The organism is Micromonospora vulcania (assembly GCF_042658605.1).
GTDB lineage: Bacteria > Actinomycetota > Actinomycetes > Mycobacteriales > Micromonosporaceae > Micromonospora > Micromonospora vulcania.
Genome location: NZ_JBHSQS010000004.1, coordinates 431,139 through 456,359 on the forward strand (window position 1 = coordinate 431,139; position 25,221 = coordinate 456,359).

The 25,221-nt window shown below is 72.8% G+C and carries 22 protein-coding genes and 1 riboswitch; of the genes, 12 read left to right on the forward strand and 10 right to left on the reverse strand.

All coding sequences use genetic code 11. From position 1 onward, the window contains the following. The first annotated feature begins 188 nt into the window (after window positions 1–188). From ACFQGL_RS09010 to ACFQGL_RS09025, 4 genes are all read left to right on the forward strand, one after another. A complete protein-coding gene (locus tag ACFQGL_RS09010; RefSeq protein ID WP_377508253.1) occupies window positions 189–1,412 on the forward strand; it encodes an acyltransferase family protein in 1,224 nt (407 codons plus the stop codon). Window positions 1,413–1,503: 91 nt separating this feature from the next. Beyond that, on the forward strand, window positions 1,504–1,983 hold the full coding sequence (locus ACFQGL_RS09015) for a hypothetical protein (protein WP_377508256.1): 480 nt from the start codon (window positions 1,504–1,506) through the stop codon (window positions 1,981–1,983). A gap of 140 nt (window positions 1,984–2,123) precedes the next feature. Next, the gene (locus ACFQGL_RS09020) at window positions 2,124–2,903 is read left to right on the forward strand and encodes a hypothetical protein (RefSeq protein ID WP_377508258.1); all 780 of its coding nucleotides are present in this window, start codon (window positions 2,124–2,126) and stop codon (window positions 2,901–2,903) included. Between the two features lie 285 nt (window positions 2,904–3,188). Next, window positions 3,189–3,332, forward strand: a riboswitch (cyclic di-AMP (ydaO/yuaA leader). 231 nt (window positions 3,333–3,563) lie between these two features. Beyond that, window positions 3,564–4,412, forward strand: coding sequence for a C39 family peptidase (locus ACFQGL_RS09025; RefSeq protein WP_377508261.1), 849 nt, complete (start codon window positions 3,564–3,566; stop codon window positions 4,410–4,412). Between the two features lie 70 nt (window positions 4,413–4,482). On the opposite strand, the gene ACFQGL_RS09030 is transcribed toward ACFQGL_RS09025, so the two are convergent. Then, entirely contained in the window at window positions 4,483–5,532 is a 1,050-nt protein-coding gene (locus tag ACFQGL_RS09030) for a hypothetical protein (protein WP_377508264.1), read from the reverse strand. A 137-nt stretch (window positions 5,533–5,669) separates the two neighbouring features. Between ACFQGL_RS09030 and ACFQGL_RS09035 the strand changes: the two genes are divergently transcribed. Next, window positions 5,670–6,416: an alpha/beta fold hydrolase gene (locus tag ACFQGL_RS09035; protein ID WP_377508266.1), complete on the forward strand. Its 747-nt coding sequence runs from the start codon at window positions 5,670–5,672 to the stop codon at window positions 6,414–6,416. Window positions 6,417–6,420: 4 nt separating this feature from the next. Here ACFQGL_RS09035 and ACFQGL_RS09040 read toward each other — a convergent pair whose 3' ends face one another. The 4 genes from ACFQGL_RS09040 to ACFQGL_RS09055 all read right to left on the reverse strand — a co-directional run bounded on the left by ACFQGL_RS09040 (window position 6,421) and on the right by ACFQGL_RS09055 (window position 11,485). Beyond that, window positions 6,421–8,091: a CDP-glycerol glycerophosphotransferase family protein gene (locus ACFQGL_RS09040; protein WP_377508269.1), complete on the reverse strand. Its 1,671-nt coding sequence runs from the start codon at window positions 8,089–8,091 to the stop codon at window positions 6,421–6,423. Window positions 8,092–8,116: 25 nt separating this feature from the next. Then, window positions 8,117–9,634, reverse strand: a complete 1,518-nt coding sequence (locus tag ACFQGL_RS09045; RefSeq protein WP_377508272.1) for a D-ribitol-5-phosphate cytidylyltransferase — start codon at window positions 9,632–9,634, stop codon at window positions 8,117–8,119. A gap of 146 nt (window positions 9,635–9,780) precedes the next feature. After that, the gene (locus ACFQGL_RS09050) at window positions 9,781–10,599 is read right to left on the reverse strand and encodes an ABC transporter ATP-binding protein (protein WP_377508275.1); all 819 of its coding nucleotides are present in this window, start codon (window positions 10,597–10,599) and stop codon (window positions 9,781–9,783) included. Then, window positions 10,592–11,485 (reverse strand): ABC transporter permease, encoded by an 894-nt coding sequence (locus ACFQGL_RS09055; protein ID WP_377508278.1) that lies wholly within the window; start codon window positions 11,483–11,485, stop codon window positions 10,592–10,594. The genes ACFQGL_RS09050 and ACFQGL_RS09055 overlap by 8 nt, the downstream gene beginning before the upstream one ends. 217 nt (window positions 11,486–11,702) lie before the next feature. Between ACFQGL_RS09055 and ACFQGL_RS09060 the strand changes: the two genes are divergently transcribed. The 3 genes from ACFQGL_RS09060 to ACFQGL_RS09070 all read left to right on the forward strand — a co-directional run bounded on the left by ACFQGL_RS09060 (window position 11,703) and on the right by ACFQGL_RS09070 (window position 16,552). Further along, window positions 11,703–12,302, forward strand: coding sequence for a TetR/AcrR family transcriptional regulator (locus ACFQGL_RS09060; RefSeq protein WP_377508401.1), 600 nt, complete (start codon window positions 11,703–11,705; stop codon window positions 12,300–12,302). 272 nt (window positions 12,303–12,574) lie between these two features. Continuing rightward, window positions 12,575–14,587, forward strand: a complete 2,013-nt coding sequence (locus ACFQGL_RS09065) for a DUF6077 domain-containing protein (protein ID WP_377508281.1) — start codon at window positions 12,575–12,577, stop codon at window positions 14,585–14,587. A 207-nt stretch (window positions 14,588–14,794) separates the two neighbouring features. Continuing rightward, window positions 14,795–16,552, forward strand: a complete 1,758-nt coding sequence (locus ACFQGL_RS09070) for a CDP-glycerol glycerophosphotransferase family protein (RefSeq protein ID WP_377508284.1) — start codon at window positions 14,795–14,797, stop codon at window positions 16,550–16,552. Between the two features lie 55 nt (window positions 16,553–16,607). On the opposite strand, the gene ACFQGL_RS09075 is transcribed toward ACFQGL_RS09070, so the two are convergent. Beyond that, on the reverse strand, window positions 16,608–16,946 hold the full coding sequence (locus tag ACFQGL_RS09075) for a DUF952 domain-containing protein (RefSeq protein WP_377508287.1): 339 nt from the start codon (window positions 16,944–16,946) through the stop codon (window positions 16,608–16,610). A 102-nt stretch (window positions 16,947–17,048) separates the two neighbouring features. Here ACFQGL_RS09075 and ACFQGL_RS09080 point away from each other — a divergent pair, with 102 nt between their 5' ends. From ACFQGL_RS09080 to ACFQGL_RS09090, 3 genes are all read left to right on the forward strand, one after another. After that, on the forward strand, window positions 17,049–17,360 hold the full coding sequence (locus tag ACFQGL_RS09080; RefSeq protein ID WP_377508290.1) for a hypothetical protein: 312 nt from the start codon (window positions 17,049–17,051) through the stop codon (window positions 17,358–17,360). 86 nt (window positions 17,361–17,446) lie between these two features. After that, window positions 17,447–18,103, forward strand: a complete 657-nt coding sequence (locus tag ACFQGL_RS09085; protein ID WP_377508293.1) for a response regulator transcription factor — start codon at window positions 17,447–17,449, stop codon at window positions 18,101–18,103. Between the two features lie 9 nt (window positions 18,104–18,112). Continuing rightward, window positions 18,113–19,564: a sensor histidine kinase gene (locus ACFQGL_RS09090; RefSeq protein WP_377508296.1), complete on the forward strand. Its 1,452-nt coding sequence runs from the start codon at window positions 18,113–18,115 to the stop codon at window positions 19,562–19,564. Between the two features lie 11 nt (window positions 19,565–19,575). Here the strand turns inward: ACFQGL_RS09090 and ACFQGL_RS09095 are convergent, their stop codons facing one another. From ACFQGL_RS09095 to ACFQGL_RS09110, 4 genes are all read right to left on the reverse strand, one after another. Next, window positions 19,576–20,541 carry a TAXI family TRAP transporter solute-binding subunit gene (locus tag ACFQGL_RS09095; RefSeq protein ID WP_377508299.1) on the reverse strand — a complete coding sequence of 322 codons (966 nt, stop codon included), beginning with the start codon at window positions 20,539–20,541 and terminating at the stop codon, window positions 19,576–19,578. A gap of 71 nt (window positions 20,542–20,612) precedes the next feature. Next, on the reverse strand, window positions 20,613–21,281 hold the full coding sequence (locus ACFQGL_RS09100) for a hypothetical protein (protein ID WP_377508301.1): 669 nt from the start codon (window positions 21,279–21,281) through the stop codon (window positions 20,613–20,615). Between the two features lie 99 nt (window positions 21,282–21,380). After that, window positions 21,381–22,178 carry a peroxide stress protein YaaA gene (gene yaaA / locus ACFQGL_RS09105; protein ID WP_377508304.1) on the reverse strand — a complete coding sequence of 266 codons (798 nt, stop codon included), beginning with the start codon at window positions 22,176–22,178 and terminating at the stop codon, window positions 21,381–21,383. Window positions 22,179–22,234: 56 nt separating this feature from the next. Beyond that, on the reverse strand, window positions 22,235–23,860 hold the full coding sequence (locus ACFQGL_RS09110; RefSeq protein WP_377508404.1) for an ArnT family glycosyltransferase: 1,626 nt from the start codon (window positions 23,858–23,860) through the stop codon (window positions 22,235–22,237). A 117-nt stretch (window positions 23,861–23,977) separates the two neighbouring features. On the opposite strand from ACFQGL_RS09110, the gene ACFQGL_RS09115 reads away from it, so the two are divergent. After that, complete coding sequence (locus ACFQGL_RS09115) at window positions 23,978–25,018, forward strand: App1 family protein (RefSeq protein ID WP_377508407.1); 1,041 nt, start codon at window positions 23,978–23,980, stop codon at window positions 25,016–25,018. Window positions 25,019–25,221 lie beyond the last annotated feature (203 nt).

Below are 25,221 nucleotides of genomic sequence, written 5' to 3' on the forward strand. Positions count from 1 at the left end.
CTGAACTCCCGCCCAGCGGAAGGTTAACGACGGTCGTCGGACACGTCCGGTTCACCCGTTAGTGACCCGGTAGGGTGCCCCGGTGCGGCCCTTCGGGGCCGTCGTGGGCTTCGCCGCCGCGCAGCCCGCAGCCGCGCCGAGGAGGATACGCACGTGCTGGTGACCCTGCGGAGCGTCGGGACCCCGGCATGACCAGCGCCCCTTCGACCGTCCGGCCCGCGCCCGCCGCCCCCCGACTGCCCTCGTTGACCGGGCTGCGCTGGATCGCCGCGTTGCTGGTCTTCGGCTTCCACGCCGCCACCATGCGGATCATCGCCGAGCCGGACTACAAGGCCGTGATCGACCAGATGTTCGCCCTCGGCCTGTCCGGGGTGCAGTTCTTCTTCGTGCTCAGCGGCTTCGTGCTGGTCTGGTCGGCCCGCCCCGGCGACTCCCGACGGACCTTCTGGCGGCGGCGGGTCGCCAAGATCTATCCGAACCACCTGGTGCTGTGGGCGGCGGCGCTGCTGGTCGCCTGGTGGTTCGCCGATCCGGTCCTGCCGGCCGCCGCACTGGAGAACCTGCTCCTGCTGCAGGCCTGGGACCCCCGGCCCGGGTGGTTCTACAGCATCAACACGGTGAGCTGGTCGTTGTCCTGCGAGTTCTTCTTCTACCTCTGCCTGCCGCTGGTGCTGCCGTTGCTCCGTCGGGCCCGGCCGGCGCTGCTCTGGGCGCTGCTCGTCGCGATGCCGCTGCTGATCCTCGCGCTCTGGCCGGCCCAGCAACTGGTGCCGGAGGTCAGCCGCTGGTGGTTCACCCAGATCTTCCCACCGGCGCGGTCACTGGAATTCTGGCTGGGCGCGGTGGCGGCCGAGCTGATGCTCCGAGGCCGGTGGCGCGGCCCCGGGCTGGCCGGCGCCGGCATCATCTTCGTGGCCACCTGGGTGGCCTCCGTGCAGTGGATTCGCGCCGAGCTGTGGACCACCCTGCTCGCGGTGGCGTACCTCCTGGTGATCACCGCCGCGGCGAACGCTGACGTGCGGGGGCTGCGCTCGCCGTGGCGGTCCCGCCCACTGATCTGGCTCGGCGAGGTCTCGTTCGCCTTCTACCTCGTGCACGTGCTGGTGATGATCTCGGTGCTGCGCTGGACCGGGGACTGGGGTACCGGCTTCGGTGGCTGGCGCGGCCCGGTCGTGGTGCTCGGCTTCCTGGTGGTGAACCTGGTCCTGGCCGGGCTGCTGCACCGCTACGTCGAGACCCCGCTGATGCGCCGACTCGCCCCACGCCGCCCGGCCGTCCCCCGCCAACGCACCGCACCCGAGGCCGCTGTGCCCGAGGCCGCCGTGCCCGAGGCCGCCGTGCCCGAGGCCGCCGGGGCCGGGTCCCGGGTCGGCCAGGCCGGCGAGCGATCGACGTACGCCGACTCGCGCTGAACCGTCCACCCTGGTCAGCACGGTCGGCGTGCCGCGAACCGACACGCCCGGCGCCGATGCGTCCGGTGGGTGTCGGCGGTAGCGTGTGGAGATGCTCCCGGTCGCGCTCACCTGTCCGCTGTGGTGGGTAGCGCGTTGGGCGACGCGGATGCTGACCAGCCTCGCCGTCGTCGCGGCCCTCGCCCTCGGTGCCGGCGCGTCGCCCGCCACCGCCACCGCGTCGTCGGTTCCAGCCGCGGTCCCACCGGCGTTCGCCGCCGAGCAGCTCGCGCCGTCGTCCTGGTCCGTCCGGGCGGACGCCGCCGCGCACGCCGTCCGGGTTGACGCCGCCGCGCAGACCGTCTGGGCGGACGCTGCCACGTACACCGTCCGGGTCGCCGTTGACAGCGTCGCCGAGGGGGTCGGCCCCGCGTGGTCGACCGACCCGCAGCCGGCGTCGCCCGGCGGCGAGAGCGCGGTCCCCGTCCACCCGGCCGGCGTGACCCCGATGGGTACGGCCGGGGCCGACCGACTACCCCGCGTCGACGGTCCGGCCAGCCGCGCGCCCAGGGCCCCACCAGGGCGGCGCTGAACACCCGGGACGAGTCTCCCGCCGCCGCGCCTGTCGACCCAACAGCTCCGCACCCCACCGCCCGCCCATCCGTGGCCCGCCACGGCTCGTGCGGCCGGTGCGGCTCCCCATCGCATCGCTCTCTCCCCGAGGTGCCGACCATGGAGACCGTCGTCTTCTACCAGTTCCTGACCGAGGTACCGCAGGCCGCCGCCATCTGGTCGGCCCTGTTCCTGCTGGCGCTGACCGTGCTCGCCGTGCTGGTCGCCCGCCCGGAACGGGACCGGCCTGCTCCCGACCCGGCCCCGGCCGTGCCAACCGCCCGGGACCTGGCCGAGTCCGCCGCCGCCGAGGCCGCCGACCTGCGCCGGTACGCCGAGGAGGTGGCCGTGGCCGCGGGCGGCGCGGTGCAGACCGCCCACCGCCGGCGTACCGAGTGGCTGACCGCCCAGGAGCAGGCGGAACGGGCGTGGGCCGAGTACGACGAGGCGGACACCGCCGCCCGCCGGTTCGCCGGCGCCGCCGCGTTGCCCACCCCGCGTACCCCGCGTACCCCCGCCGAGTACGCCGCCCGGGAGCGCTACCTGCACCAGGCCGCGATGGCGGCGCACTGGCGCGGCGAGCTGTCCATGCGGCAACTCGGCGACGTGTTCGGCCACCGGCACGGCTGGGACGCCCGCCGGCACCCGGTCGAGCAGGAGGCGCTGCTGAGCCGGGCGATCCGGGACGGCCGGCGTGCCGCCTACCTGGCCGCCGCCGAGCGGGAACAGATGGCATGGCGGGACGCGGAACTGGCCGCCGAGTCGGCCCGCACCCTCGCCGAGGAGGCGTACGCGGCTGTGGCGCGGTCGCGGCCGAGCCCGCTGCTGGTGCGCCGGGTGGTGACCGCGGCGTTCCGGCCGGCCGCCGTGGCGCGTTGGCGACCGGCCCGGGTGGGCTGATCCTCCGATCAGTGGGTGAGCCCGGTCACACGCGGCGGAAATCGGGCGGGCGGCACGATCGGCGCGATTGTTCCCGCGAATACGTCGGTGTTGTCGACGGCCTGTCCGGTTATCGCCCGTAGGCGCTGCCGTAACCGGTTGTCCCATCGAGTCGCGTCAGCGGCAATACGCGCAGAAATTGTCGTACCAATTCAGGTTTACGCAGGTGGAGCGGGCTTGGCAGGGCTCGAAGTGGCCAGTAGTGTCGGCGCGTCCGGTGCGGTAACCGATCGCAAGAGGCGACGCCGCGCCGACCCGCTCAATCGTGATCCACGAACCGGGGACCCAACAGTTAAGTCCGGGGTGAATCCGCGAGCCACCGGCCCGCGGTAGGGCGATCTTCCCGCCCGAATCCGTCAGCTAACCCGGTAGGCGGTGTCGGAAGGAGTTCCATCCTCGTGCAGCACCTCTCCACCCCTTGGTTGTTCCCCCGCCTTCACGGCACCGCGGTGCCCCCGCTTATTCGCCCGGTGACGGTGAGCTGACCTCCGGGTCGCCGCCCTTCCCGCCCGGCCGAGCCGGGCGTTCCCCTGAGCGGTTCACCCCGCGCGGACCACGGTCTGCGCGCTGGCGCCTGCCCGGATACCGAATCCGCCCGGTGCGCCGCTCTCCCCCCGATCCGTGGAGGACCCCGTGAAGCACACCCTGCAGCGTCAGCTCCGCCGCCTCGCCACCGAGCGCCCGTACCAGATCGTCGCCGCCTCCGCCGCGGCCCTCGCGATCGCGACCACCACCGGCGCCCTGCTCGCCGGCACCGACGACGCCCCCGCCGCCCAGCGCACCGCGACCACGGTCGCCGAGATGCGCAGCGACACCGCCGCGTCCCGCAGCGAGGCACGCGTGGCGTCCCCCTCGGCCAGCGCCGCGCCGACCACCGCCGCTCCGGCCACCAGCGCCGCGTCGCCCGCCGCCAAGGCCACCAGCAACCCGGACCTGACCCGCAAGCCGGCACCGCCGAAGCCCCCCGCGACCAAGGTGCTCGACTACGACTACCAGGCGCAGAACACGTACTACAACTGCGGCCCGGCGGCCACCCGCAACGCGCTGAGCGCCACCGGCATCGACCGCACCCAGGAGGAGTTGGGCGCCGAGCTGGGCACCACCGAGATGGGCACCAACTCGGCCGAGGACACCACCCGGGTTCTCAACGCCGAGGTCAAGGGCAACCCGTACCAGACCCGGATGTTCGCCGGTTCGCCGAGCCCGGCCCAGATGGACCGGCTCCAGGCTGACGTGGTCAAGGCGATCACCGACGGTCGCGGAGTGGTGGCCAACGTCGTCGGCGACGCCACCGACACCGACGGCGGCTGGCACTCGTACGGCGGCGGGCACTACATCGCCGTGGTGGGTTACAAGGACAACGGGCGGACCGTGCGGATCGCCGACTCGGCGAACCCGGCCGACCCGGCGTACTGGATCACCACGATCGATCTGGCCAACTGGATCGCCACTCGGGGATACTCCGCCTGATCCGGGCGTAGCCGCCGCGGGCGCCGTCCCCCACGAGGGGCCGGCGCCCGCGGCGTCCGTGTCGGTACGGTCAGTAGCTGATGAAGCCGTACAGGGCGAGGTGGTTCGACTTCGTCCCGCTGATCGTGTGGCCGATGCTGGACGGCTGCACGCCGCCCTTCACGAAGAGATAATCGATCTTGCTGGAGCCGCTGGTGGCGGCGGAACCGTAGCCGGTCATGCCGTAGCCGCTCAGGGTGCTCGGCGCGATGCCCGTACGGTTCGCGTCGATCCCCACGATGCGGATCGTGGACGCGTTCAGCAGGCTGGTGGCGTCCGCGCCGAGGTGGATGCCGGAGTTGGCGATCCCGGTGTCGCCGTCGCCGGCACACGCGTTCTGCCGGTTCTCCTGGGGCAGGTGCATGGTCGCGGCGAACACGCTGGTGCCGGTCGCCTTGATGGTGAACCGGGCCGCGATGGCGCTGGTCCGCTTCCACTTGTAGTAGTCGGTGCTGTCCGGGTCGCTGTTCGGCGGCTTGTAGAGCGTGCACCCGGCTCCGTTGGCGTACGCCGTGCCCGGCTTGAGCCAGCCCGCGCTCCAGTACTTCGAGACGTCGCCAGCGGCGAGGTTGAGCGTCCTGGTGTTCCAGATGATCCCGTTGGTCTGCTTCTTTTTCAGGTCACCGAGCGACTGGGAGCTGCACTTGTGCGTGCCGCCCCACGGCTCCGGGTCACTCCACGCCACGATCGCCCCGTACGTGCCCGCCGGGTAGCCGAACTTGGCCGACAGTTGGTCGGCGTACGCCTCGGCCTGGCCGGTCCCGCGCACCTGCTGCACGATCAGGATGTCGGGCGCCACCACGCCGGCAGTGCCCTTGCTGCCGTTGTCGTCCACCAGCATCGAGGTCAGGTGGTCCGGCCCGGAGACCCGGGTGCACGTCCCGTCGGCGTTGTTCAGCACCAGGTTCTCGATGTTGTTGTTGTAGACCCGCAGGACCCGGTCGGCCGCCACGACCGCGTCGGTGCCGAGGGTCGGCGTGGGCACGTTCGACGCCGTTGCGAGCGCCGGAGCGCCGGGCGCTGTGCCGACCGCGACGGCCGCCAGGGCCGCCACCAGTACTGATCGATGCCTTGTGAGCATGTCGGGCTCCTCTCCGCTCCGGGACCGACGGGCCGGATCGGCCCGCCAGGCGGCGAACTCTACAGTGGATCTTTGTCGGTACGTCGTCCCCGTCGGTGATCCTCGTACCGGCCCGCGAACCGTGGGAGACTGCGGCCGTGGTGGATGAATCGGATGCCCGTACCGGCCGTCGGCCCGTCCTGCTGCTGCTGCACGGGATGGGGGCGACCGGGGACATCTGGTTGCCCTGGGCGCCACTGTTGGAGCAGCACTGGCCCGGGCGGTGGCTGGCGCCGGACCTCGCCGGGCACGGCTGGTCGGCCCCGCTGCCGTCGTACTCCTTCGGCGGGTTCGCCGAGCGGATCGCGAGCGGTCTGGCCGCCGACGACCGGATCGTCGTGCTCGGGCACTCGCTGGGCGGGGTGGTCGGCCTGGCGTTGGCCGCCCGCGCCGTCGGGACACCGGTGGACGCGGTCGTCGGGCTGGGAATCAAGGCGGTCTGGACGCCCGCCGAGCTGGCTCGTGCCGCCGAGCTCGCCGACCGCCCGGTGAGCTGGTTCGCCAGCCGTACCGAGGCCGCCCGCCGCTACCTGCGGGTCGCCGGGCTCACCGGCCTGATCCCGGCGGACCATCCGGTGGTGGACGCCGGGCTGCGGGAGGTCGACGGCCGGTGGCGACTGGCGATGGACGCGAACGCGTTCGCCGTCGGTGAGCCCGACCTGGCCGCACTGCTGGCGGCGACCGACGTGCCGGTGGTGCTGGCCCGCGGCGAGCACGACCCGATGGTGACCGACGCGCAGCTCAAGGAGTTCGGCGTACCGGTCGCGACGCTGCCGGGGCTCGGGCACAACGCACACGTCGAGGACCCGGCGGCGGTGCTGGCACTGCTGGACGCGTACCGCTGAGCCCTTACACCGACGCGGACGCGGCCATCGTCTTCGCGGGCTCCAGCTCCCGCCGGGCGGCGGTCAGGAACGCCTCGGCGTACGCGTCGGCCGGGAAGTCACCCAGGTAACGTCGGCGGGTGGCCCAGCGCTCCGCGGCCAGCGGGTCGGTGTCCAGGAGCGCGGTCAGCACCTCGTCCACGTTCGACATGTCGCGGCGCAGCACGTAGCCCGACGCGGCCAGCGGGAAGTGCCCCGTGAACTCGGCACCATCGTCGCCCATGTCGGTGACCGCGTACGGCTTGCCGGAGTAGAGGTAATCCGAGATCACTCCGGACACGTCGGAGACCAGCGCGTCGGAGCGGTTGACGCACTCGGTCAACGTCAGCTCCCGGGCCGCCGTGCCGCACACGTGCAGCCGGCCGGTGCGGGCGTGATCGGCGACCAGCAGCTCGGTGAGTCGCCCCAGCTGCCGGGCCGAGGCCGGGTTCTGCGCGGTGTACGGGTGCGCCCGCAGGATCACCGTGGCATCGCGCTCCAGCAGCCGCCGCAGCAGCTCCTCGGCCACCGGCAGCGAGCAGTAGTCGGCGTCGGCGTGGTGCCCGGTCCAGGTCGGGGTGTAGAGCACCGTCGGGTGCGCCAACCCGTGCTCCGGTTCCGGACGCACCTTGATCGACTCGACCTGCGGGCGGCCCACCACGACGAACTTCTCGGCCGGGATCCGCACCCCGGCTCGGGTGTACCGGTCGATCGCCGCCGGACCGGCCACGAAGATCCGGTCGAAGATCCCCGACACCGGGTTGGCGCTCGGCGCCTTGTCGCTGTCGCCGTGGTGCAGCTGCACGTGGGTGAGCTGGGTGAACCGGATGCAGTGGCTGTTCTTCGCCCCGTGGTTGACGTAGAACGCCACCCGCAGGCTCGGCACCAGCACCTCGTCCAGGGCACGGAGGGTGGGGCAGTAGACCACCGGGGCGTCGGTGGCGGCGGCGATCGGCGCCAGGAACTCCGGCTCGCGCACCACGACCAGGAACGGCCGGCCGATCCGCCGCAGGTACGGCAGCCACATGGTGACCTGGTATTCAGAGCCGGGCGGCGCGGAGAAGTAGAGCAGGAACTCCGGCTGCTGCCGTCGCAGCGCACGGGCCACCGCCGAACCCTCGGTGGCCGGCCGGAATCGCCGCCGGGCCAGGTCCACCGCGACCACCCCGGCGCCGGCGGCGACCAGCAGACTGGCGACCAGTGCCACCGCGGCCGGCAGGGCCAGCGCCGCGGCCAGGGTCACCACGGCGAGCAGCCCGAGCAGGGCCGCGCCGAGCTGGTCGGCGATCAGCGGAGTCCAGGACCGTACCGGCAGGTTGGCGGCCCGCATCTCCAGGTTGCCGGCGGTGCGCAGCGGCCCCACCAGCAGCACCAGCCCGAGCAGGACCAACGCGGTGCCGGCCAACGCCAGGGAGAACCCGGCGTCGAGCCGCCGTTCGTACCCGACCAGGATCGCCGCGCCGATCAGCGCGGTCTCGGCGACGGTGTCCGCGCCGGCCCGGACCCGGCGTTCCGCCGCCGCGGCGGCCAGCGCGGCGATGGCCAGCGCCAGCCCCCAACCGGTGGCACCGGTCAGCGCCAGTACGACGAAGGTCAGCACGGCCAGGCCGGCGCTCAGGCCCCGGGCGGCCAGCTTTCGGACCAGGTCACCACGCATGTCGCTCCGTTCGCCGCCGTTGGCGTCAGTTCGCGGAGGTCGCGCCGGCCGGCGCCTCGAGCAGACCCGGGCTGGCCTGGGTCGGCACGGTCGGCGTGGGCCCGTCGCCGGGTGCCCGGCGTACGTCGATCACCTGGCCGGTCAGGTCGGAGATCAGCACGTCCAGCGACGACTGGGCCACGGCTTCGGCGGCGAGCAGCGTGTGCTCCGGCTCCTCGCCGAATGCCCGGGTGCGCATCGGGGTCGCGGTCCGCTCCGGGTTGATGCAGTTGACCCGTACGCCGACCTCGGCCCACTCGTCGGCCAGCGCCTGGGTGAGGTTGACCAGGGCGGCCTTGGTGGCCGAGTAGAGCGCGTAGCGGGCCCGCCCCCGGGTGTACGAGCTGGAGGTGTAGAGCAGCAGCTGGCCCTTGGTCTGCTGCAGGTACGGCAGGGACTGCCGGGCGATGGTCACCGGGCCGACGAAGTTGACCTGGAGCAGCCGGTCCATCGTCGCCTCGTCCATCTCGGCGAGGGCGCCCTTCTCCAGGATCCCGGCGGTGACCACCACGTGGTCGATCCGGCCGGTGGCCTCGAAGGCGGCCTTCAGCGCGGCCTCGACGTCCTCGGCGCGCTCGACGTGGGTGCCGGTGGTGGAGCGACTGACCGGGAAGACCTGGGCGCCGTAGCGCCGGGCCAGCTCGGTCAGCTCGTGGCCGATGCCGTAGCTGCCGCCGAACACCACGATGGTGCGGCCGGTCAGCTCCTCGGAGTAGCTGCGGTGGTCGGTCAGCCGGGGCGCCTGCGCAGCGGCGAGCTGGAAGAGCTTGTCCGCCAGGTGCACGTCGACCGGGTGGGTGACCTTGATGTTCTCGTCCGAGCCGTCGATCACCTTGATCGGGGTGCCGGGCAGGTAGCGCAGCACCACACCGCAGTCGTCGGTGGCGGCGAACGCCGGGTCACCCTCGGCGATCCGGTACGCCTCTCGAATCGTGGGGGAGCGGAACGCCTGCGGGGTCTGCCCGCGGCGCAGCCGGGAGCGGACCGGGATGTCGGTGATGCAGTCGTTCTCGTCCAACTGGATGATCGTGTCGGCGGACGGGATGGCCACGTCCACCGCGGCGTAGGTCCAGAGCGCGTTCACGCACTCGCGCACGATCCGGCCGCTGAGCAGCGGGCGTACCGCGTCGTGGAAGAGGATGTTGCAGTCCGCCGGGCCGACGGCGTCCAGCGCGATCCGGGTGGTCGCGTTACGCGTGTCGCCGCCCTCGATCACCTTGGTGACCTTGCGCAGGCCGGCCTTCTCGACGATCTGCCGGGCGTCCTCGACGTGCCCGGTCGCCATCAGCACGATGATCTCGTCGATCTCCGGCGCTGCCTCGAAGACCGCCAGGGTGTGCTCGATGATCGGCTTGCCGGCGATCTTCAGCAGCTGCTTCGGGATGCCGAGGCCCAGCCGGGTCCCTGTGCCGCCGGCCAGCACCACGGCCACCGTCCGCGAGGGACGCCACGGTGCCGGGGTCTCCGGTGCGGCGTCCGGGCCAGTGGTCTGGTCCTGCGTCATGTGCCGGATCCTCACTCTCAGGGATACGTGAACGGAAGGTTCCGCCCGAGCGGCGACGGAATGAACCTTAACGCGCGAACCGCGCCGCCCCAACGCGGGCGACGCGGTCCATGGCGCCGTGTCGATGCCGGAGGTTCGCCGGCACTCTACTTGCTGTTCGCGTAGGCCTCATATGCCCGGATGACCTCATCCGTGGGGCCGTCCATCCGCAGAACGCCGGATTCCAACCAGATCGTCCGCTCGCAGGTGTCCCGTACCGAGGAGAGCTGGTGGCTGACCAGGAACACCGTCCCGGCCCCCTCGCGCAGCTCCCGCACCCGCTGCTCGCTGCGCTTGCGGAAGCCCTTGTCGCCGGTCGCCAACGCCTCGTCGATCAGCAGCACGTCGTGCTTCTTCGCCGCGGCGATCGAGAAGCGCAGCCGGGCGGCCATCCCGGAGGAGTAGGTCCGCATCGGCAGGCTGGCGAAGTCACCCCGCTCGTTGATCCCGGAGAAGTCGATGATCCCGGCGGCCTGCTGGGCCACCTCGTCGGGATGCATCCCCATCGCCAGGCAGCCGAGGGTGACGTTGCGCTCGCCCGAGAGATCGTTGAGCAGCGCCGCGTTCACGCCCAGCAGCGAGGGCTGCCCCTGGGTGTGGATCGCGCCCCGGTTGACCGGCAACAGGCCGGCGATGGCCCGCAGGATGGTGGACTTCCCTGAGCCGTTCGTGCCGATCAGCCCGATCGCCTCGCCCCGGTACGCGGTGAACGAGACGCCCTTGATCGCGTGCACCTCCCGTACGTTCGGCGCGGAGGTGCGCTTGACCAGCCGACGTAGCGCGGCCACCGGAGTGGTGCCGCCGCCGGCGCCCTGGTGCACCCGGTAGATGATGTGCGCGTCGTCCACCACCACGGTCGGGATCCGTTCCGGTGCCACCGGCAGGGGAACGGTCGCCTCGTCGGCGGCCTGCAGATAATCAACCACGGCCGTACTCCTGTTCGCCGCGCCAGAAGTAGATGTAACCACCGATCCCGGCGACCAGCGCCCAGCCCACGGCCACCAGCCAGAGTCGGGTCAACGACTCGTTGAGCAGCGGTGCCTGCTCCAGCAGGGCGTACCGGGCCAGCTCGATGTAGACCAGCATCGGGTTGTACTGGACCAGCGTCGTCGCCCAGCCGGGCAGCTTCTCGAAGAGGCTGACGTTGTAGAGGACGCCGGAGCCGTACATCCAGGTGCGCAGGACGAACGGCATGACCTGCTTCAGGTCGCTGGCCTTGGCGCCCATCCGGGCCACCAGCAGCACCACGCCGGCGTTGAACACCGCCTGCAGCAGCAGGGCCGGCACCAGCATCAGCCACTTCAGGGTGATCGGCTCGCCGGTGACGAGCACGATGCCGATCAGCACCACCATCGACGCCAGCAGTTGCTGGAACTGCGTCATCGTCGTGGACAGCGGCAGGCTGGCCCGGGGGAAGTGCAGTGCCCGGATCAGCCCGAGGTTGCCGCTGATCGACTGGGTGCCGGCCAGCACCGCGCTCTGGGTGAAGTTGAAGATGAACAGCCCGGTGGTCAGGTACGCGATGTAGTTCGGGATGTCGTTCTGCGACAGCACCACCCCGAAGATCAGGTAGTAGACCGCGGCGTTGGTCAGGGGTGTGAGCACCTGCCAGAGCTGACCCAGCTTGGCATTGCTGTACGAGGCGACGAGCTTGGCGTTGGCGTACGCGGCGATGAAGTGCCGGTAGGCCCACAGTCGGCGGCTGTACTCGGCGAGACTGGGTCGCTCACCGGCGACCCGTAGTCCGTGCCGAGCGGCCAGCTGCGCCTGGGTCAGGCCCGTTTCGGGGTCGACCAGCGCGGTGGTGGCCATGGAAATGGCGCTCCGATCTTTCGTGCAGACGGGTTGCTCGAGACGATGGAATCCTAGAGGGATCTGTGCGCGCTGCGCCGCCTCGTCGCTGCGTGGACAGTAGTCCGAAACACGTCGGGACGCAACCGTATCGTCGTTGCGCTACTCTGGTCCCCGTGAACCCCGAGAAGAGTCCCTGGTGACGATCGAGAAGAGGCGGGCCCCGGCCGGCGCGGCGGTGCTCCGTGGTGAGATCACCACGGCCATTCGCCGCGCGCTGATGCAGGAGCTCGCCGCGGTCGGCTACGGCCGGCTCTCCATCGAGGCGGTGGCCCGCCGGGCCGGCGTCAGCAAGACGGCGATCTACCGGCGCTGGAACTCGAAGCTCGACCTGGTGCTGGAGCTCGTCGCCGCCGCGGCGCACGGCAAGCTGCCGGTGCTGGACACCGGCACCCTGCGCGGCGACCTCGCGCTGCTGTTCCAGGCCGTGGCGCACGCGCTGCGCCACCCGCTGGCCTCGCAGATCATCCCGGACCTGCTGGCCGAGGCCGCCCGCAATCCCACCATCGACGCGAGCCTGCGGCAGGTGCTGCAGGCCCGGCAGCAGGAGATCGCCGGTCGGCTGGTGGCCCGTGCCGTGCAGCGCGGCGAGCTGCCGGCCGACACCGACCCGGACGCCGCGGTCGACCTCATCGTCGGTCCGCTCTACTGGCGGCTCGCGATCGCCCGTCTCCCACTCACCGACAGCTACCTGGACAAAATGGTCGAATCGGTGGCCGTTGGGCTCGGCGTGGACGACGCCGTGCCGCACCCACGGGCCGCGCCGGTCGCCAGTTGACAGGCCGGCGACACCGCACCGCCGGGTGACCGGTCGTGCCGTCCGCCTCCGCTAAGCTGCCCCCTTGACACCCGGCTGTCACTGAGCAGACACCCAGTTTTCTCCCATAATCCGCTGCCGGACGACAAGGACGCCCCGTGACGAGAGTCCAAGACGCTGTTGTGGCGCCAGCGCCAGCCGACCAGAGGAGCGCCGCGAGCCCGGGTGCTCGGGCAGGCGATGGCGACCGGTCCGACCGGGGCCCCGGGCTGACCCGGCGGATCAACGCCGCGGTGGCGGCCGTCCCCGTCGTGTTCACCGACGCCGCGGTGGTCGGCTTCGCCATCTGGACGTTGCTGTACCACCTCAACCTCGGTCTCGACCTGCGTCCCTCCGTCGTCTTTCTCATCTGGGTCGCCCTGCTGCCGGTCGCGGCGTACGTGGCCTGGAGGTTCCGGGGGCGGGAGACGGCCGTGCCGCGCGCCGGCGACGATGCGTCGACCACGCCGGCCGAGGCGCCCGCCGCCGTGGTCGACCGGGCGACGCTGCTGCGTCGGTATGCCCTGCCGGTCGGTGCCGCGGTCGGTGCGGCGATGTTCGCGGCCTTCGGCACCGGCTCGCTGAGCTGGTGGTTGGCGGCCGCGCTCGGTCTGGTCTCGGTGATCTCCGTCTGGCTGACCCTGCCCAGCCGGGGCGCGGCGACCGGCGCGGCCACGGCACCGGTCGTGCGGGAGAAGACCACGCCGGCGCAGGCGTACGTCGTGATCGCGGTCGCCCTGGCCGCCGCGTACTTCGCCACGCTGATCCGCCGGGTGTCGCTCGACGACGTCTTCTACGTGGGCAAGTCGGTCTGGGTGGCCGAGCGCGACAACATCCCGTTCCGGGACTTCCTGTTCACCGAGGGCGTCCTGCCGGGCGGCTCGGCGAACCCGCCGCTGCCCTCCTTCGAGGTGTTCATCGGGGCGCTGGCCCGCGTCGTGCACGTCCATGCCGCGTCGGCGACCTGGTACCTCGTCCTGCCGGTGCTGGCCGTCTTCGCGATCCTCGCCCTGTGGCGTCTCGTGCAGCGGTGGGCGCCGCGGCGTCCGCTGGTCGCGTTCGGCGTGGCGGTGGCGTACATCCTGCTCGTGGCCTACTACGCCGACGCCCTGAACACTTACCACCTGCCCCGGCTCACCCAGGGCAAGAGCGTCTTCGTGCACGCCCTGATCCCACTGGCCTGGGTCTACCTCACGGACTACCTGGAGAACCGCTCGCGGCGTGCCCTGGTCCTGCTCACGCTGCTCTCCGTCGCCAGCGTCGGCTACACCACCACCGCGGTCATCCTCCTGCCCCTGCTCGCCGCGGCGGCCGGTGTGGTGCTGCTCGCCACCCGGCGGGTGCGGGACGCCGTGCTGTGCTTCGCGGCAGCCTCGCTCTATCCGCTGCTGTCCGGCGTACTCGTCCAGGTCCTGCGTGGCGGCGTGGAGGAGGCCGCCGCGACGTACGCCCCGCTGCTGCCCCTGCGGACCATCTACGAACTCACCCTCTGGCTCGGTATCCTCGGTGTCATCGGTGGGCTCGCCGTCTGGTGGTCGCCCCTGGTGCTCCGCCGTGGTGTGCCGCAGCAACTCGCCGCCGGCGCGGCGCTGGCGGTGACGGCCCTGATGGTTCCGGGTCTGTTGAAGTTCGGCGGCGACCTGAGCGGTCTGACGGCGGTGCTCTGGCGGGTGCCGTGGATCCTGCCGGTGCCGGCGCTGGTCGGCTTCCTGGCGGTCATCCGCCTGCCCGGTCTGGCCCGGGTCAACCGGGTCCTCGCCGTCGCGCTGCCCGCCGTCCTGGTGTTCGCCTTCTTCACCCTCGGCAAGCCGATGTGGGGCGACGACTCGGTCCAGTCGATGAAGCCGAGCTGGCGGATGCTGGAGACCCGCAAGAACGTCTCTTTCTGGATCGAGAGGCAGGACCGTCCGGAGGGTCTGCTGCTCGCCCCGTCGACGGTCATGCGGGCGCTCCCGCAGGTCACCACAAAGGTTCGGGTGGTGCTGCCCCGCGACCTCTACCTGACCGACTACGGCCCGCAGACGCAGTTCTCGCTGGACCGGCTGCTGCTCGCCAGGTTCGCGGACGGGGAGTCGGTCTACCTTCCCGAGGTCGCCAACGCCATGCACCGGGTGCAGGTGGGAACGGTGTGCCTGTGGAGGACCAACAAGGCCGCCAACGATGCCGCACCCGCTCTCGGGCTCGTGGAGTTCGCCTCCCGCAAGTCGCCCGGCGGCATGATCTGCTACCGCGTCGGCCCGCCCGGTCCCTTGGCGAGCGGCTTCTGACCGTGGTCGGGGGAGGGGTTTTGACCGGAATGGTGCTCGGATACCCGGACGATGCCTCCACGTCCTCTCGCGTTAAGGTCGCAGTCACACACGTTGGCCGCCGGCCGCGGTGTTGTGGTGCGTGCACGCCACGGGCGCAAACTTGGTGTGTCGCATGCGCCAGGACCGGGCCCACCCCGTCAGGAAACTCGTAGGGAGCGAACTCGTTTGTTCGGCACGTTGACAGGACGCATCGGAGTTGCCGCCCGCAGCGCGCTGCTGGTGCTGTCCTACCTGGTCATGCTCGTCGCCGGGGGTTTCGGCTGGGTCGGTCTGTTCGCCGTCGCCGGGCTGGCCGCCGTGATCGGCGAGTTCGCCCTCGCCCGCTGGTCGCCGCAGTCGCAGCTGCTGTTGGAGAAGGTCGGCCTGCACCTGTCGTACCGGCAGCTGACCCGGGACCTGGCGGCCGTACTGCTGGTCGCCGCGGAGGTCGCGCTCGACGGGGCGTCGCTGACCCTGCTGCTGGTCCTGCCGGCCGCGGTGTGGGTCGTCTCGGTCTTCGCCGGCGCGCTGTCCACCATGATCGATCGTCGTAACCCGCTCTCCGTCCTGGTGCGCAACATCGAGTTGGGCCCGCTGCGCTCGGCCCCTCGGCCGCCGGGCTGGGCGGCCGCCGTCGCCGGTGACCGGATGCCGCTGCTCAACCTGTTGCTGGTGCCGGCCGCCGTGGCCGCCGCGGTCCAGCACGACGAGACGCCGTTCGTCGTGGCCGCCGCCGTGGCGGTGGTCGCGACCGGTGTGGTGGGCGCGATCATCGCGTTGACCTGGCTGCGTGGCCGGGGCGCCGGGCAGAGCCCGCTGCTGCCGGCCGTGCAGCGTTGGCTGGACACCTACCGGCCCGAGGTGGCGCTCTATTTCGCCGGCCCGGCCAAGGACGTCTACCAGGCCAACATGTGGCTCGCGCCGACCGAGGCCCTGCAACAGCGCGCGGTGGTGCTGATGCGCAGCCGGGAGGCGTTCATCGACCTGGCCGACACCCGGCTGCCGGTGATCTGCGTACCGGCCGGGGTGGACTTCATGAACCTCGAACTCGGCGGGATCCGCGCGGCGCTCTACGCCGCGAACGTCGGCGCCAACATCCACATGCTCCGCGAGCCCGGCACCAAGCACGTCTTCGTCGGGCACGGCGACAGCGACAAGCAGGCCAGCGTCAACCCGTACAGCAAGGTGTACGACGAGGTCTGGGTCGCCGGCCTGGCCGGCCGTGAACGGTACGCCCGAGCCGGGGTGGGGGTTCTCGACTCGGACATCGTCGAGATCGGCCGGCCGCAGCTGGCCGGCGTGCACACCTTCGGCGCCGAGTCGGTGGACCGGCCGTTCACCGTGCTCTACGCCCCCACCTGGGAGGGCTGGCTCGACGACGACCCGTACCACACCTCGCTGGTGCTGATGGGGGAGCGGATCGTCAAGGGGCTGCTGACCGCCAACCCCGGGGTGCGCCTGATCTACAAGCCGCACCCGCTCACCGGGTCGAGGTCCAAGGCGGCACTGGCGGTGCACGAGCGGGTGGTGGGTCTCATCCGGGCCGCCGGCGGCAACCCGGACGCGGCCTCCCTGGACGGGACCGCCCACCTGGTGGTCACCGGCCGTACGCCCGCGCTGTTCGACTGCTTCAACCAGACCGACCTGCTGGTCAGCGACGTGTCCAGTGTGGTCTCCGACTTCGTGCAGAGCCAGCGGCCGTACGTGGTGGCCAACCCGGCCGGCCTGTCCGAGGACGAGTTCCGCCGGGACTACCCGACGGCGCGGGCCGCGTACCTGCTCTCCGGGGACTGCGGCGAGTTGGAGAAGATCGTGGCGGTGACCCGGGCCGGCGACGACCCGATGACCGAGGCTCGCCGCGAATTGAAGACCTACCTGCTCGGCCCCGCCGAGGCCAACCCGATGGACCGGTTCCAGGAGGAGATCGGCCGCCTCTGCCGCTGACCGTGTTCGCCGATCCGCGCCCGGTCCGACACCTGTCGGGCCGGGCGCGGTCGTGTCAGCCCAGCAGGGCGGCGACCGCGTCGGGGACCGGGAGGTCCGCCGACAGTGGCTGCGCCGCCACCACCGCCGTCACCGGCAGCGGGCCGTACAGGTGCGGAAAGAGTTGCCCACCCCGCGACGGCTCCCAGCGCAGCGCGTCGCCCAGCCGCTCCGGGACGACGGTCAGCAGGGTCAGCCCGGTCGCGCCGGCGAAGTGCCGCCGGGCGGTCTCCACCACCTGGTCGGCGGCGGAGAGGTGGATGAAGCCGTCCTGTCGGTCCACCGCCGAGCCGGCCAGTTCGCCGGTCGCCCGGGCGTCGTCCCACTCGACGGTCGGCAGCAGCTTGTAGATCACCCTGGCAGCCTACGTGGGCCGGTCGGCGTTTCGGCCGTACCGCCGCCGACGTCGGTCGCGGCCCGGCATGCTCAGGTGGAGCAGGGTCGCGGGAGGGTGACGATGGAGAGCTACGACGACGACTGGACCGACAGCCAGCGCGCACTGTACGACGAGTGCTACCGAGCCGGCGGCGAGTGGGCGCAGGACCCGGACACCCCGTCCGATGACGTCCAGCACGTGATCAACCTGGCCGAGGCGGACGACGACGCCTTCAACGACGCCGAGATCGACTACCCGCCCCTGGTGGACGCGGTCACCCAGGCCAGCGGCGTCAACGTCACCAGCGTGCCGGCCAGCCACGAGGACCCGGGTTTCCGGGGCTTCACCGACGGTGTCCGGGACGCCACCGCCGACGACGTCTTCGGCCTCTAGCCGAACCGGACCCCAGGCGGGTCCCCCGTTCGCGCCACGCTTCTGCCACCATTCGCAGGACGGCGGTGCGATGGACGGGGGCATGGGTGCGGATCCTGCTGGTGGAGGACGACCGTCGGGTGGCCGCCGCGCTGTCGTCCGCGCTCACCCGACGCGGATACGAGGTCGAGCACGCGGCCACCGTCGCCGCAGCGCTCTCCGCTGCCCCGTGCGACCTGGTCCTGCTCGACCTGACCCTGCCCGATGGGGACGGCACCGACCTGTGCCGGGAACTGCGGCGACGCAGCAGCCAGCTCGGCATCATCGCGGTGACCGCGCGGGGCGAGGAACGCGACCGGGTGCTCGGCCTGCGGCTCGGCGCGGACGACTACGTGGTCAAGCCGTTCTCGATGGTGGAGCTCCAGGCCCGGATCGAGGCGGTGCTGCGCCGGGCCGCGAACGCGGCGCCGGAGCGGCATCTCATCGAGGCCGGCACGGTACGTATCGACGTGGCGGCCCGGACGGTGACGGTGGACGGCCGCGAGGTCACGCTGACCCGTAAGGAATTCGACGTGCTGCTCTCGCTGGCCCGTCAGCCCGGGGTGGCGGTGCCCCGCGACCGCATCCTGCTGGACGCCTGGGGCACCACCTGGGCCGACCGGCACACCGTCGAGGTGCACGTCGGGTCACTGCGCGGCAAGCTGGGCGATGCCCGCCTGGTGGAGACCGTACGCGGAGTCGGCTACCGCCTGCGCGAGGCGTGAGGGGCTGCCGTGCGCCGTCGACTGGTGATCAGTTACCTGCTGCTGATGGTGCTCGTCCTCATCGCGTTGGAGACCCCGCTGGCCGCGACCCTGGCCAGTCGCGAGACCGAGCGGGTCCGCGCCGACCGGCTCGCCGACGCCACCCGGTTCGCCTCGCTGGCCGGTCCGGCCCTGCGCGGCGGCGGGGCGGGGCCGCTCGAGGGGGAGCTCCGTAGCTACGACGAGCTGTACGCGATCGGCGCGGCGGTCGTCGACCGGGACCGGCACACCGTGGTCGCCTCGCCGGGCTGGCGGGCCGCCGTGGGCACCGGCACGGCGCTGGACGTCGCGCTGTCCGGCCAGCAGAGCAGCGGCCCCGAGTCGGTGTGGCCGTGGACGGCCGGCGCGGTGGTGGTCGCGGTGCCGATCAACGACGGCGGCGAGGTGCTCGGCGCGGTGGTGATCGTGACGCCGGTCGGCCCGATCCGCAGCTCCGTCACCGCCTGGTGGGTGCTGCTCGCCCTGGCCGGTCTGCTCGCCGTACTGGCCTGCGTGCTCACCGCGTTCGGGCTGGCCGGCTGGGTGCTCCGCCCGGTCACCGAGCTGGACGCGGTCACCCACGAGATCGCCGAGGGTGACCGGGGCGCCCGGGTGCTGCACCGGCTCGGGCCGCCGGAGCTGCGCCGGCTCGCGGCCAGCTTCAACCACATGGCCGACGTGGTCTCCGACGTGATGGACCGGCAGCGGGCGTTCGTCGCGCACGCCAGCCACCAGTTACGCAACCCGCTCACCGCGCTGCGGCTGCGGGTGGAGGAGCTGGGCCCCAGCCTCACCGACCCGGACGGGCGCTCCGAACACCGGCTGGCGCTGGAGGAGACCGACCGGCTGGCGCTGGTGCTCGACGCGCTGCTCACCCTGGCGCGGGCCGAACGCGAGGAGAACGAGCGGATCACCGTGGACGCGGCGGCGGTGGCCGCGTCCCGGGTGGCCGCCTGGGCACCGCTGGCCCGGCACCGGTCGGTCGCGCTGCGGCTCAGCACGACCGACGCCCCGGCGTACGCCCGGACCGTGCCGACCGCCGTCGACCAGGCGCTGGACGCGCTGATCGACAACGCGGTGAAGTTCAGTGGTGCCGGCGGGGCGGTGACGGTCGTCGTGGCCCGCCGCGACGACGGGGTGGCCCTGGAGGTCCGCGACACCGGTCCCGGCATGACCGAGAGTCAGCTCGGCCAGGCCACCGAGCGGTTCTGGCGGGCGCCGGACGCGCAGAACGTCGACGGTGCCGGGCTCGGCCTGACCATCGCGGCGGTGCTGGTGGACGCCTCCGACGGACGGCTCACCATGCGCCCGGGGGAGCAGCGCGGGCTGGTCGCCGGGCTGTGGTTCCCGTCGCCCCCACCCGTCCCGGCGACGGGGCCGGCGGCCGGTGATCCGGCCAGCGATCCGCTGCCCGCCCCCGCCGGCCCGGCCTCCGTCCGGTAACGGGCCGGGCGTCAGGGTTTGGTGGCCCGGTACCAGGATGCCGCTCCGGGGTGCAGCGGCAGCGGTGCGGTGGCGATCGCCGAGCGGGGGCTCATCCGCCCCGCCGCCGGGTGCGCGGCGCCCAGCTCGGCCCGGCGCTCCATGAGCAGCCGGGTCACCTCCCGGACCAACTGCTCCGGCAGGTCGGCCCGGACGATCAGGTAGTTCGGATCGGCCACCGTGGTCACCGGGTCCACGCCGTACACCGAGCGGGGGATGTCCCGGGAGACGTAGACCTCGCTGTAGCGCTCGCGCAGCGGCTCGGTCCACTCGCCGAGATCCACGATCCGGGTGGCGCTCTGCCCGGCCAGCTCCTGGATGCCGCGCACCGGCAGGCCGCCGGAGAAGAAGAACGCGTCGATCCGCCCGGCCCGCAGCGCGGTCACCGAGTCGTCCAGACCGAGCCGCTCCCGGTGTACCCCGTCGCCGCCGAGCCGGGCCACGTCCAGCAGGCGGGTCGCGGTGATCTCGGTGCCCGATCCGGGTGCGCCGACGGAGACCCGCCGGCCGCGCAGGTCGGAGATCGCGCGGACCGCCCCGCCGCCCGTGGTGACCAGGTGCAGTTGGTCGTCGTACACCCGGGCGACCGCGTCCACGGCGACGTTTCCCGGCGCGGCGGTGGGCAGCACGTCGGCCTGGGTGAAGCCCAGCTCGGCCGCCCCCGAGCCGACCAGCCGGACGTTCTCCGCCGAGGCCGCGGTGACCACCACGGTGGCGTGCACGTTGGGCAGTTCCCGGTTGAGGATGGCCGCCAGGGACCGCCCGAAGGCGTAGTAGACGGCAGTGGGGCTGCCGGTGGCGATCCGGATCCGTACCGGCTCGGCGGGGGTGTCCCGGCAGCCGGCGGTGCCGCCCACCGTCGCGGCCAACAGCAGTACCAGCAGCGCCGACGTCCCCACCGGGCGGTGGCCGGGCCGGCCGGACGAGCTACGACTCACGCGGTGCACTGTGCGCCGTCGGGCCGGCGCGCGCAAGCCCGTTCGGACCGGGCGCGGCGGCCGGGTCCGGGTCAGCAGGCCGGGCGCCGTGCCGGCTCCATCGCCGCGCTGTGCAGGATCCGCTGCCGGTCCGGCCCGTCGGCGACGCTGACCAGGAAACAGCCGGTGCCCGGGCGGAGCAGGGCCGGTACGTCGAGCACCGCGGCGCTGCGGATCAGCACCGCGGCCAGCTCCCGGTCGGTGAGCCGTACGCCGAGGATGTGCCGCCGGACGTGCCGTCCGCCGGCCAGCAACGCCGACCGCCAGGCCGCCGCCGCCAGCCGGGACATCCACTGCCGGCGGGCCGGCGAGGCACCGGGCACCGGGCCGCCCAGCAGCTCCCGACGCCCCTGCCGCCAGCCGGCGTCCACCATCCGGGCGTACGCGCCGCGGTGCTCCCGGGGCACCCAGAGCCGGTGCAGCTCGTAGCGGCGGCGCAGCCCACCGACGGCCACCTCCTGGGTGACCGGGATGCCCAGCCGGGCGAGCAGTTGCCGCATCCGCTGCGCGGCGTCCTCCCGGTTGAACTCGACTCCCGAGGAGTGCGACGGGAGCACCGCGCTCGGCCGCGCGGCGGTCGGCGGCGGCGTGCACCGCAGCAGGCAGGCGGCCTCGAACGCGTCGCCCAGGGTCAGCCAGTCCAGCGGGGGTGGCGTCGCCGGGCGGCGGGCCCGGTCGAGCAGGGCGGGTTCACGGGCCAACGGAGGCGCTCCCTTGTCGGCGTCGGGTCCCTCTACCGTGACCGGTACATCCCGCGCGCGGAACAGGTGCCGCGCAGCCTTGAGCAAATCTTGCGGCGGCTACAGCTCGGTGACCACCACGTCGACCTGGCGGGGCCGCCCGGCCGGGGCGTCCTGCTCCTGCACGGTGTACTTCAGCTCGCGCAGCACTCCGACCAGCTCCGCCGCGCCACGCGGGCGGGCCCCGGCGAGCAGCAGGTCACGGACCAGCCGGCCCTTGGTGGCCTTGTTGAAGTGGCTCACCACCGAGCGGACCGGCACGCCGTCCACCTCCCGCTCGTGCAGCACGCGCACGGTCACCGTGCGGGCGGCCAACTCCCCGCGCGGCGTCCAGGTGGCCGCGTACGCGCCGGAGCGCAGGTCCAGCACCGGGCCCGCGCCGGCCGCGGCGTCCAGCGTCGGCGCCAGCTCCCTACGCCAGTACGCGGACAGCGCACCCAGGCCGGGCATCCGCGCACCGATCGGGCAGCGGTACGGCGGGATCCGGTCGGCGAGCCGGACCGCCCCCCACAGCCCGGAGCTGATCAGGACCGATCGGCGGGCCGTCCGCTGCGCGGCTGCCGGCAACGTGGCCAGCTCCAACGCTTCGTAGAGCACCCCGGTGTAGACCTGTGCGGCCGGTGCGGTGGCGGCCACCCGGAGTCGGGCGTTGCGGCGCAGCTCGCCGCGCTGGCCCGCGCTGAGTCCGAGCGCGGCCAGAGCCGACGCCTCGTCCGGCCCCGCGCTCAGGGCCACCAGCGCGTCGAGCACCCGCTCCCGGGCCGGGTTCAGCTCGGGCAGCGCGAGCTTGTCCGGGTCCCACCGTCGGCCGGTGCCGGCGTCGGCCTTGCCCTCCGAGGGCGGCAGCAGGATGAGCATCGGGTCTCCTCGACGGGCGGGACGGCGGCGCGGCCCGGCCAGCGTACGACCCGTCGTTACCGCCAGGGCCGCACCGGGGTGTCGGGGTGGTACACGCGATACCCGCCGACCTCGCGTACCGGTGCGGCGTCCGGTCGGTCGGCGAGCAGCCGGCGCAGCCGTCGATCCATCGGCGAGTCGACCTCCAGCACGTAACCCGGTCGCTCGGCCCGCCCGACCTGTCGCCAGTACGGCTGGTAGCGGTTCTGCCCCGGGGAGAGGTCGCCGTCGAGCACCGCGCAGACCACCGTCTCGTCGGTGTTGAAGGTCAGCCGGTTGCAGGTCCAGTAGTCCCCGTACACCTGGTGGGGGCCGCTGGTGCGCAGCGCGGCGGCCAGCTCCCGGGCCTGGCGCTCCTCGATCCGCGACGGCGCGGTGCCGGTGGTCGCGAAGAGCACGGTGATCACCAGCGTGGTCGCGGCCAGCGCCGCCAGTACGGCGGTGGCCAGCGCTCCGGTGAGCCGACCGAGCGCGCCGACGGTGCCCCGCCAGCAGGCGACCGCGGCCAGCCAGAGCGGCCAGAGGACCGCCGGCAGCGACAGTTGCAGCACCGACAGGTAGCGGGCGTTGTCCAGCGGGCTGGTGGCGGCGAGCGGGCTGCGGACGTACGACAGCAGGGTCAACGCGGCGCCGACGACCAGCGCGAGCTGCACGACCGGCCGGACCCGCTCCCCGCGCGGCCCCTGGGCGGCCCGGCGATACGCGAGCACCGCGAGCACCGCGGCGGCCACCAGCAGCAGCGGGTAGAGCAGCCCGAACCACTGCTGCCAGCGGCCGCAGCCGTCCACCCGGCAGAGCCCGTGCGCCAGCGGTACGCCCTGCAGCAGGCCGCCCCGGATCCGGTCGGACCACGGCGGCAGCGGGCCGGCCTTGGTGCTGATCTCCCGGAACACCGACATCGAGTCGTCGCCCGGTGCCGCCCGCAGGTTGTCCCAGAGCATCGGCGCCACCCCGACCAGGAAGCCCGCCACCAGCAGCAGGCCGGACCAGCCGAGAAGTTCCCGACGTACCGCCCACACCAGGGCCAGAACGGCCACCGCCAGGTACGGCAGGATCAGCCAGTCCGACCAGGCGGCGAGCCCGACGAGCAGGCCGAACGCCGCGACGGCGAGCCACCGGCGACGGACCGTGCCAGCGGCCAGCCCCACGACGATCAGCAGCATCAGCAGTACCGCCGGCTTCACCTCCGGCCGCCCGCCCACGACGGTGAGCTGGTCCCGGACCACCCGCTCCGGCCCGAGTGCCAGCAGTCCGACGACGAAGGCGGCGAACCAGGGCGTGCAGAGCCGTCGGGTCAGCCGGTGGATCAGGTAGAGAAAGACCGCGTAGAGCGCGAGCATCGGCAGCCGCAGTACCGGCCAGCTCGGGCCGGTCACCGCGAGCAGCGGCGCGGCCAGGTACGACTCCAGCATCCCCATGTAGTGCTGGCCGTAGAGGAAGACCGGGCGTTCCCGGCCCTGCCCGATGTGCAGCGCGGCGAGCCCGAAGGTGGCCTCGTCGCTGTTCGACACCGGCACCGTGGACAAGGTCAGGACCAGCCGGTACCCGACGCCGACCAACCCGAACAGCAGCGCGACGAGCGCCGGCCGGTCGAGTCGCGGACGCCATCGCCCACGGTGTTGCTCTGGATGCGACACGACCACGCCCCCGTCGTCGTCCCGACCGGAGTGTTTCACGGACGGCGCGTCGGTCGGGTTCGTTCGGGCCAGGAGGGGTCGGCTCGCGTGGCCGTGGCTGTCGAGGTGTGGCAGGGTTGGCGGGTGCCACCCACACCCGCCGGCCAACTGGCCGTTCCGAACCTGCACCGGGCCGCGCGGATCGAGGACGCCGTGCACCAGCTCGTGGAGCGTCGGCTGCGGCGTACCGGCTGGCGGATCAACATCGTCGCGTACACCGGCTATGGGGCCCCGGGCTGGGTACGCGTGATGTGCCGGGTGCTGCTGGGACGACCGGACACCCGCCAGCGGGGCCGGCTGGACAAGGTTCGCGGCTGGCGCAGCTTCACCACCCTGCCGGCCAAGCACGTCACGGTGACCATCGAGGCCGGCGGCGTACGACACGAGACACAGGCCGACCGCAGCGGCTTCGTCGACACGCTGGTCGAGGCCGACCTGCCGCCCGGGTGGGGCTCGGTCCAGCTCAGCGTCCCGGACGCCGAGCCGGTCGACGCGCCGGTGCGGATCCTGGACCCGGAGGTCCGGTTCGGCATCCTGTCCGACATCGACGACACGGTGATGGTGACGGCGCTGCCCCGGCCACTGCTCGCCGCGTGGAACACCTTCGTGCTCGACGAACACGCCCGCAACGCCGTGCCCGGCATGGCGGTGCTCTACGAGCGGTTGGTCACCGCCCATCCCGGCGCACCGGTCTTCTACCTCTCCACCGGTGCGTGGAACGTGGCGCCGACGCTGACCCGGTTCCTGTCCCGGCACCTGTACCCGGCCGGGCCGCTGCTGCTCACCGACTGGGGCCCGACCGCCGACCGCTGGTTCCGCAGCGGCATGGAGCACAAGCGGTCCACGCTGGCCCGGCTGGCCCGGGAGTTCCCCGAGGTGCGCTGGCTACTGGTCGGCGACGACGGTCAGCACGACCAGGAGATCTACCGGGAGTTCGCCGCCGCCCACCCGGAGAACGTGGCCGGGGTGGCGATCCGCCGGCTCTCCCCGACCCAGTCGGTGCTGGCCGGCACCCTGCCCGCCCCGGCCGGCCGCCCGTCCTCGGGGCCGGTGGGGCAGAAGTGGCTCTCCGCACCCGACGGCGCCGGCCTGTGGCAACTCCTCCGCGACGCCGGCCTGGTCTGACCCCGCTTCTCATGAGCACTTTGTGCTGAGTAGTTCCACGAGCCTCCCCACAACTACTCAGCACAAAGTGATCAAGGAGTGATCGGATGGGGTAGTCGCCGCGACCTCCGCGACCTCCGCGACCTCCGCGACCTCCGCGACCTCCGCGACCTCCGCGACCTCCGCGACCTCCGCGACCTCCGCGACCTCCGCGACCTCCGCGT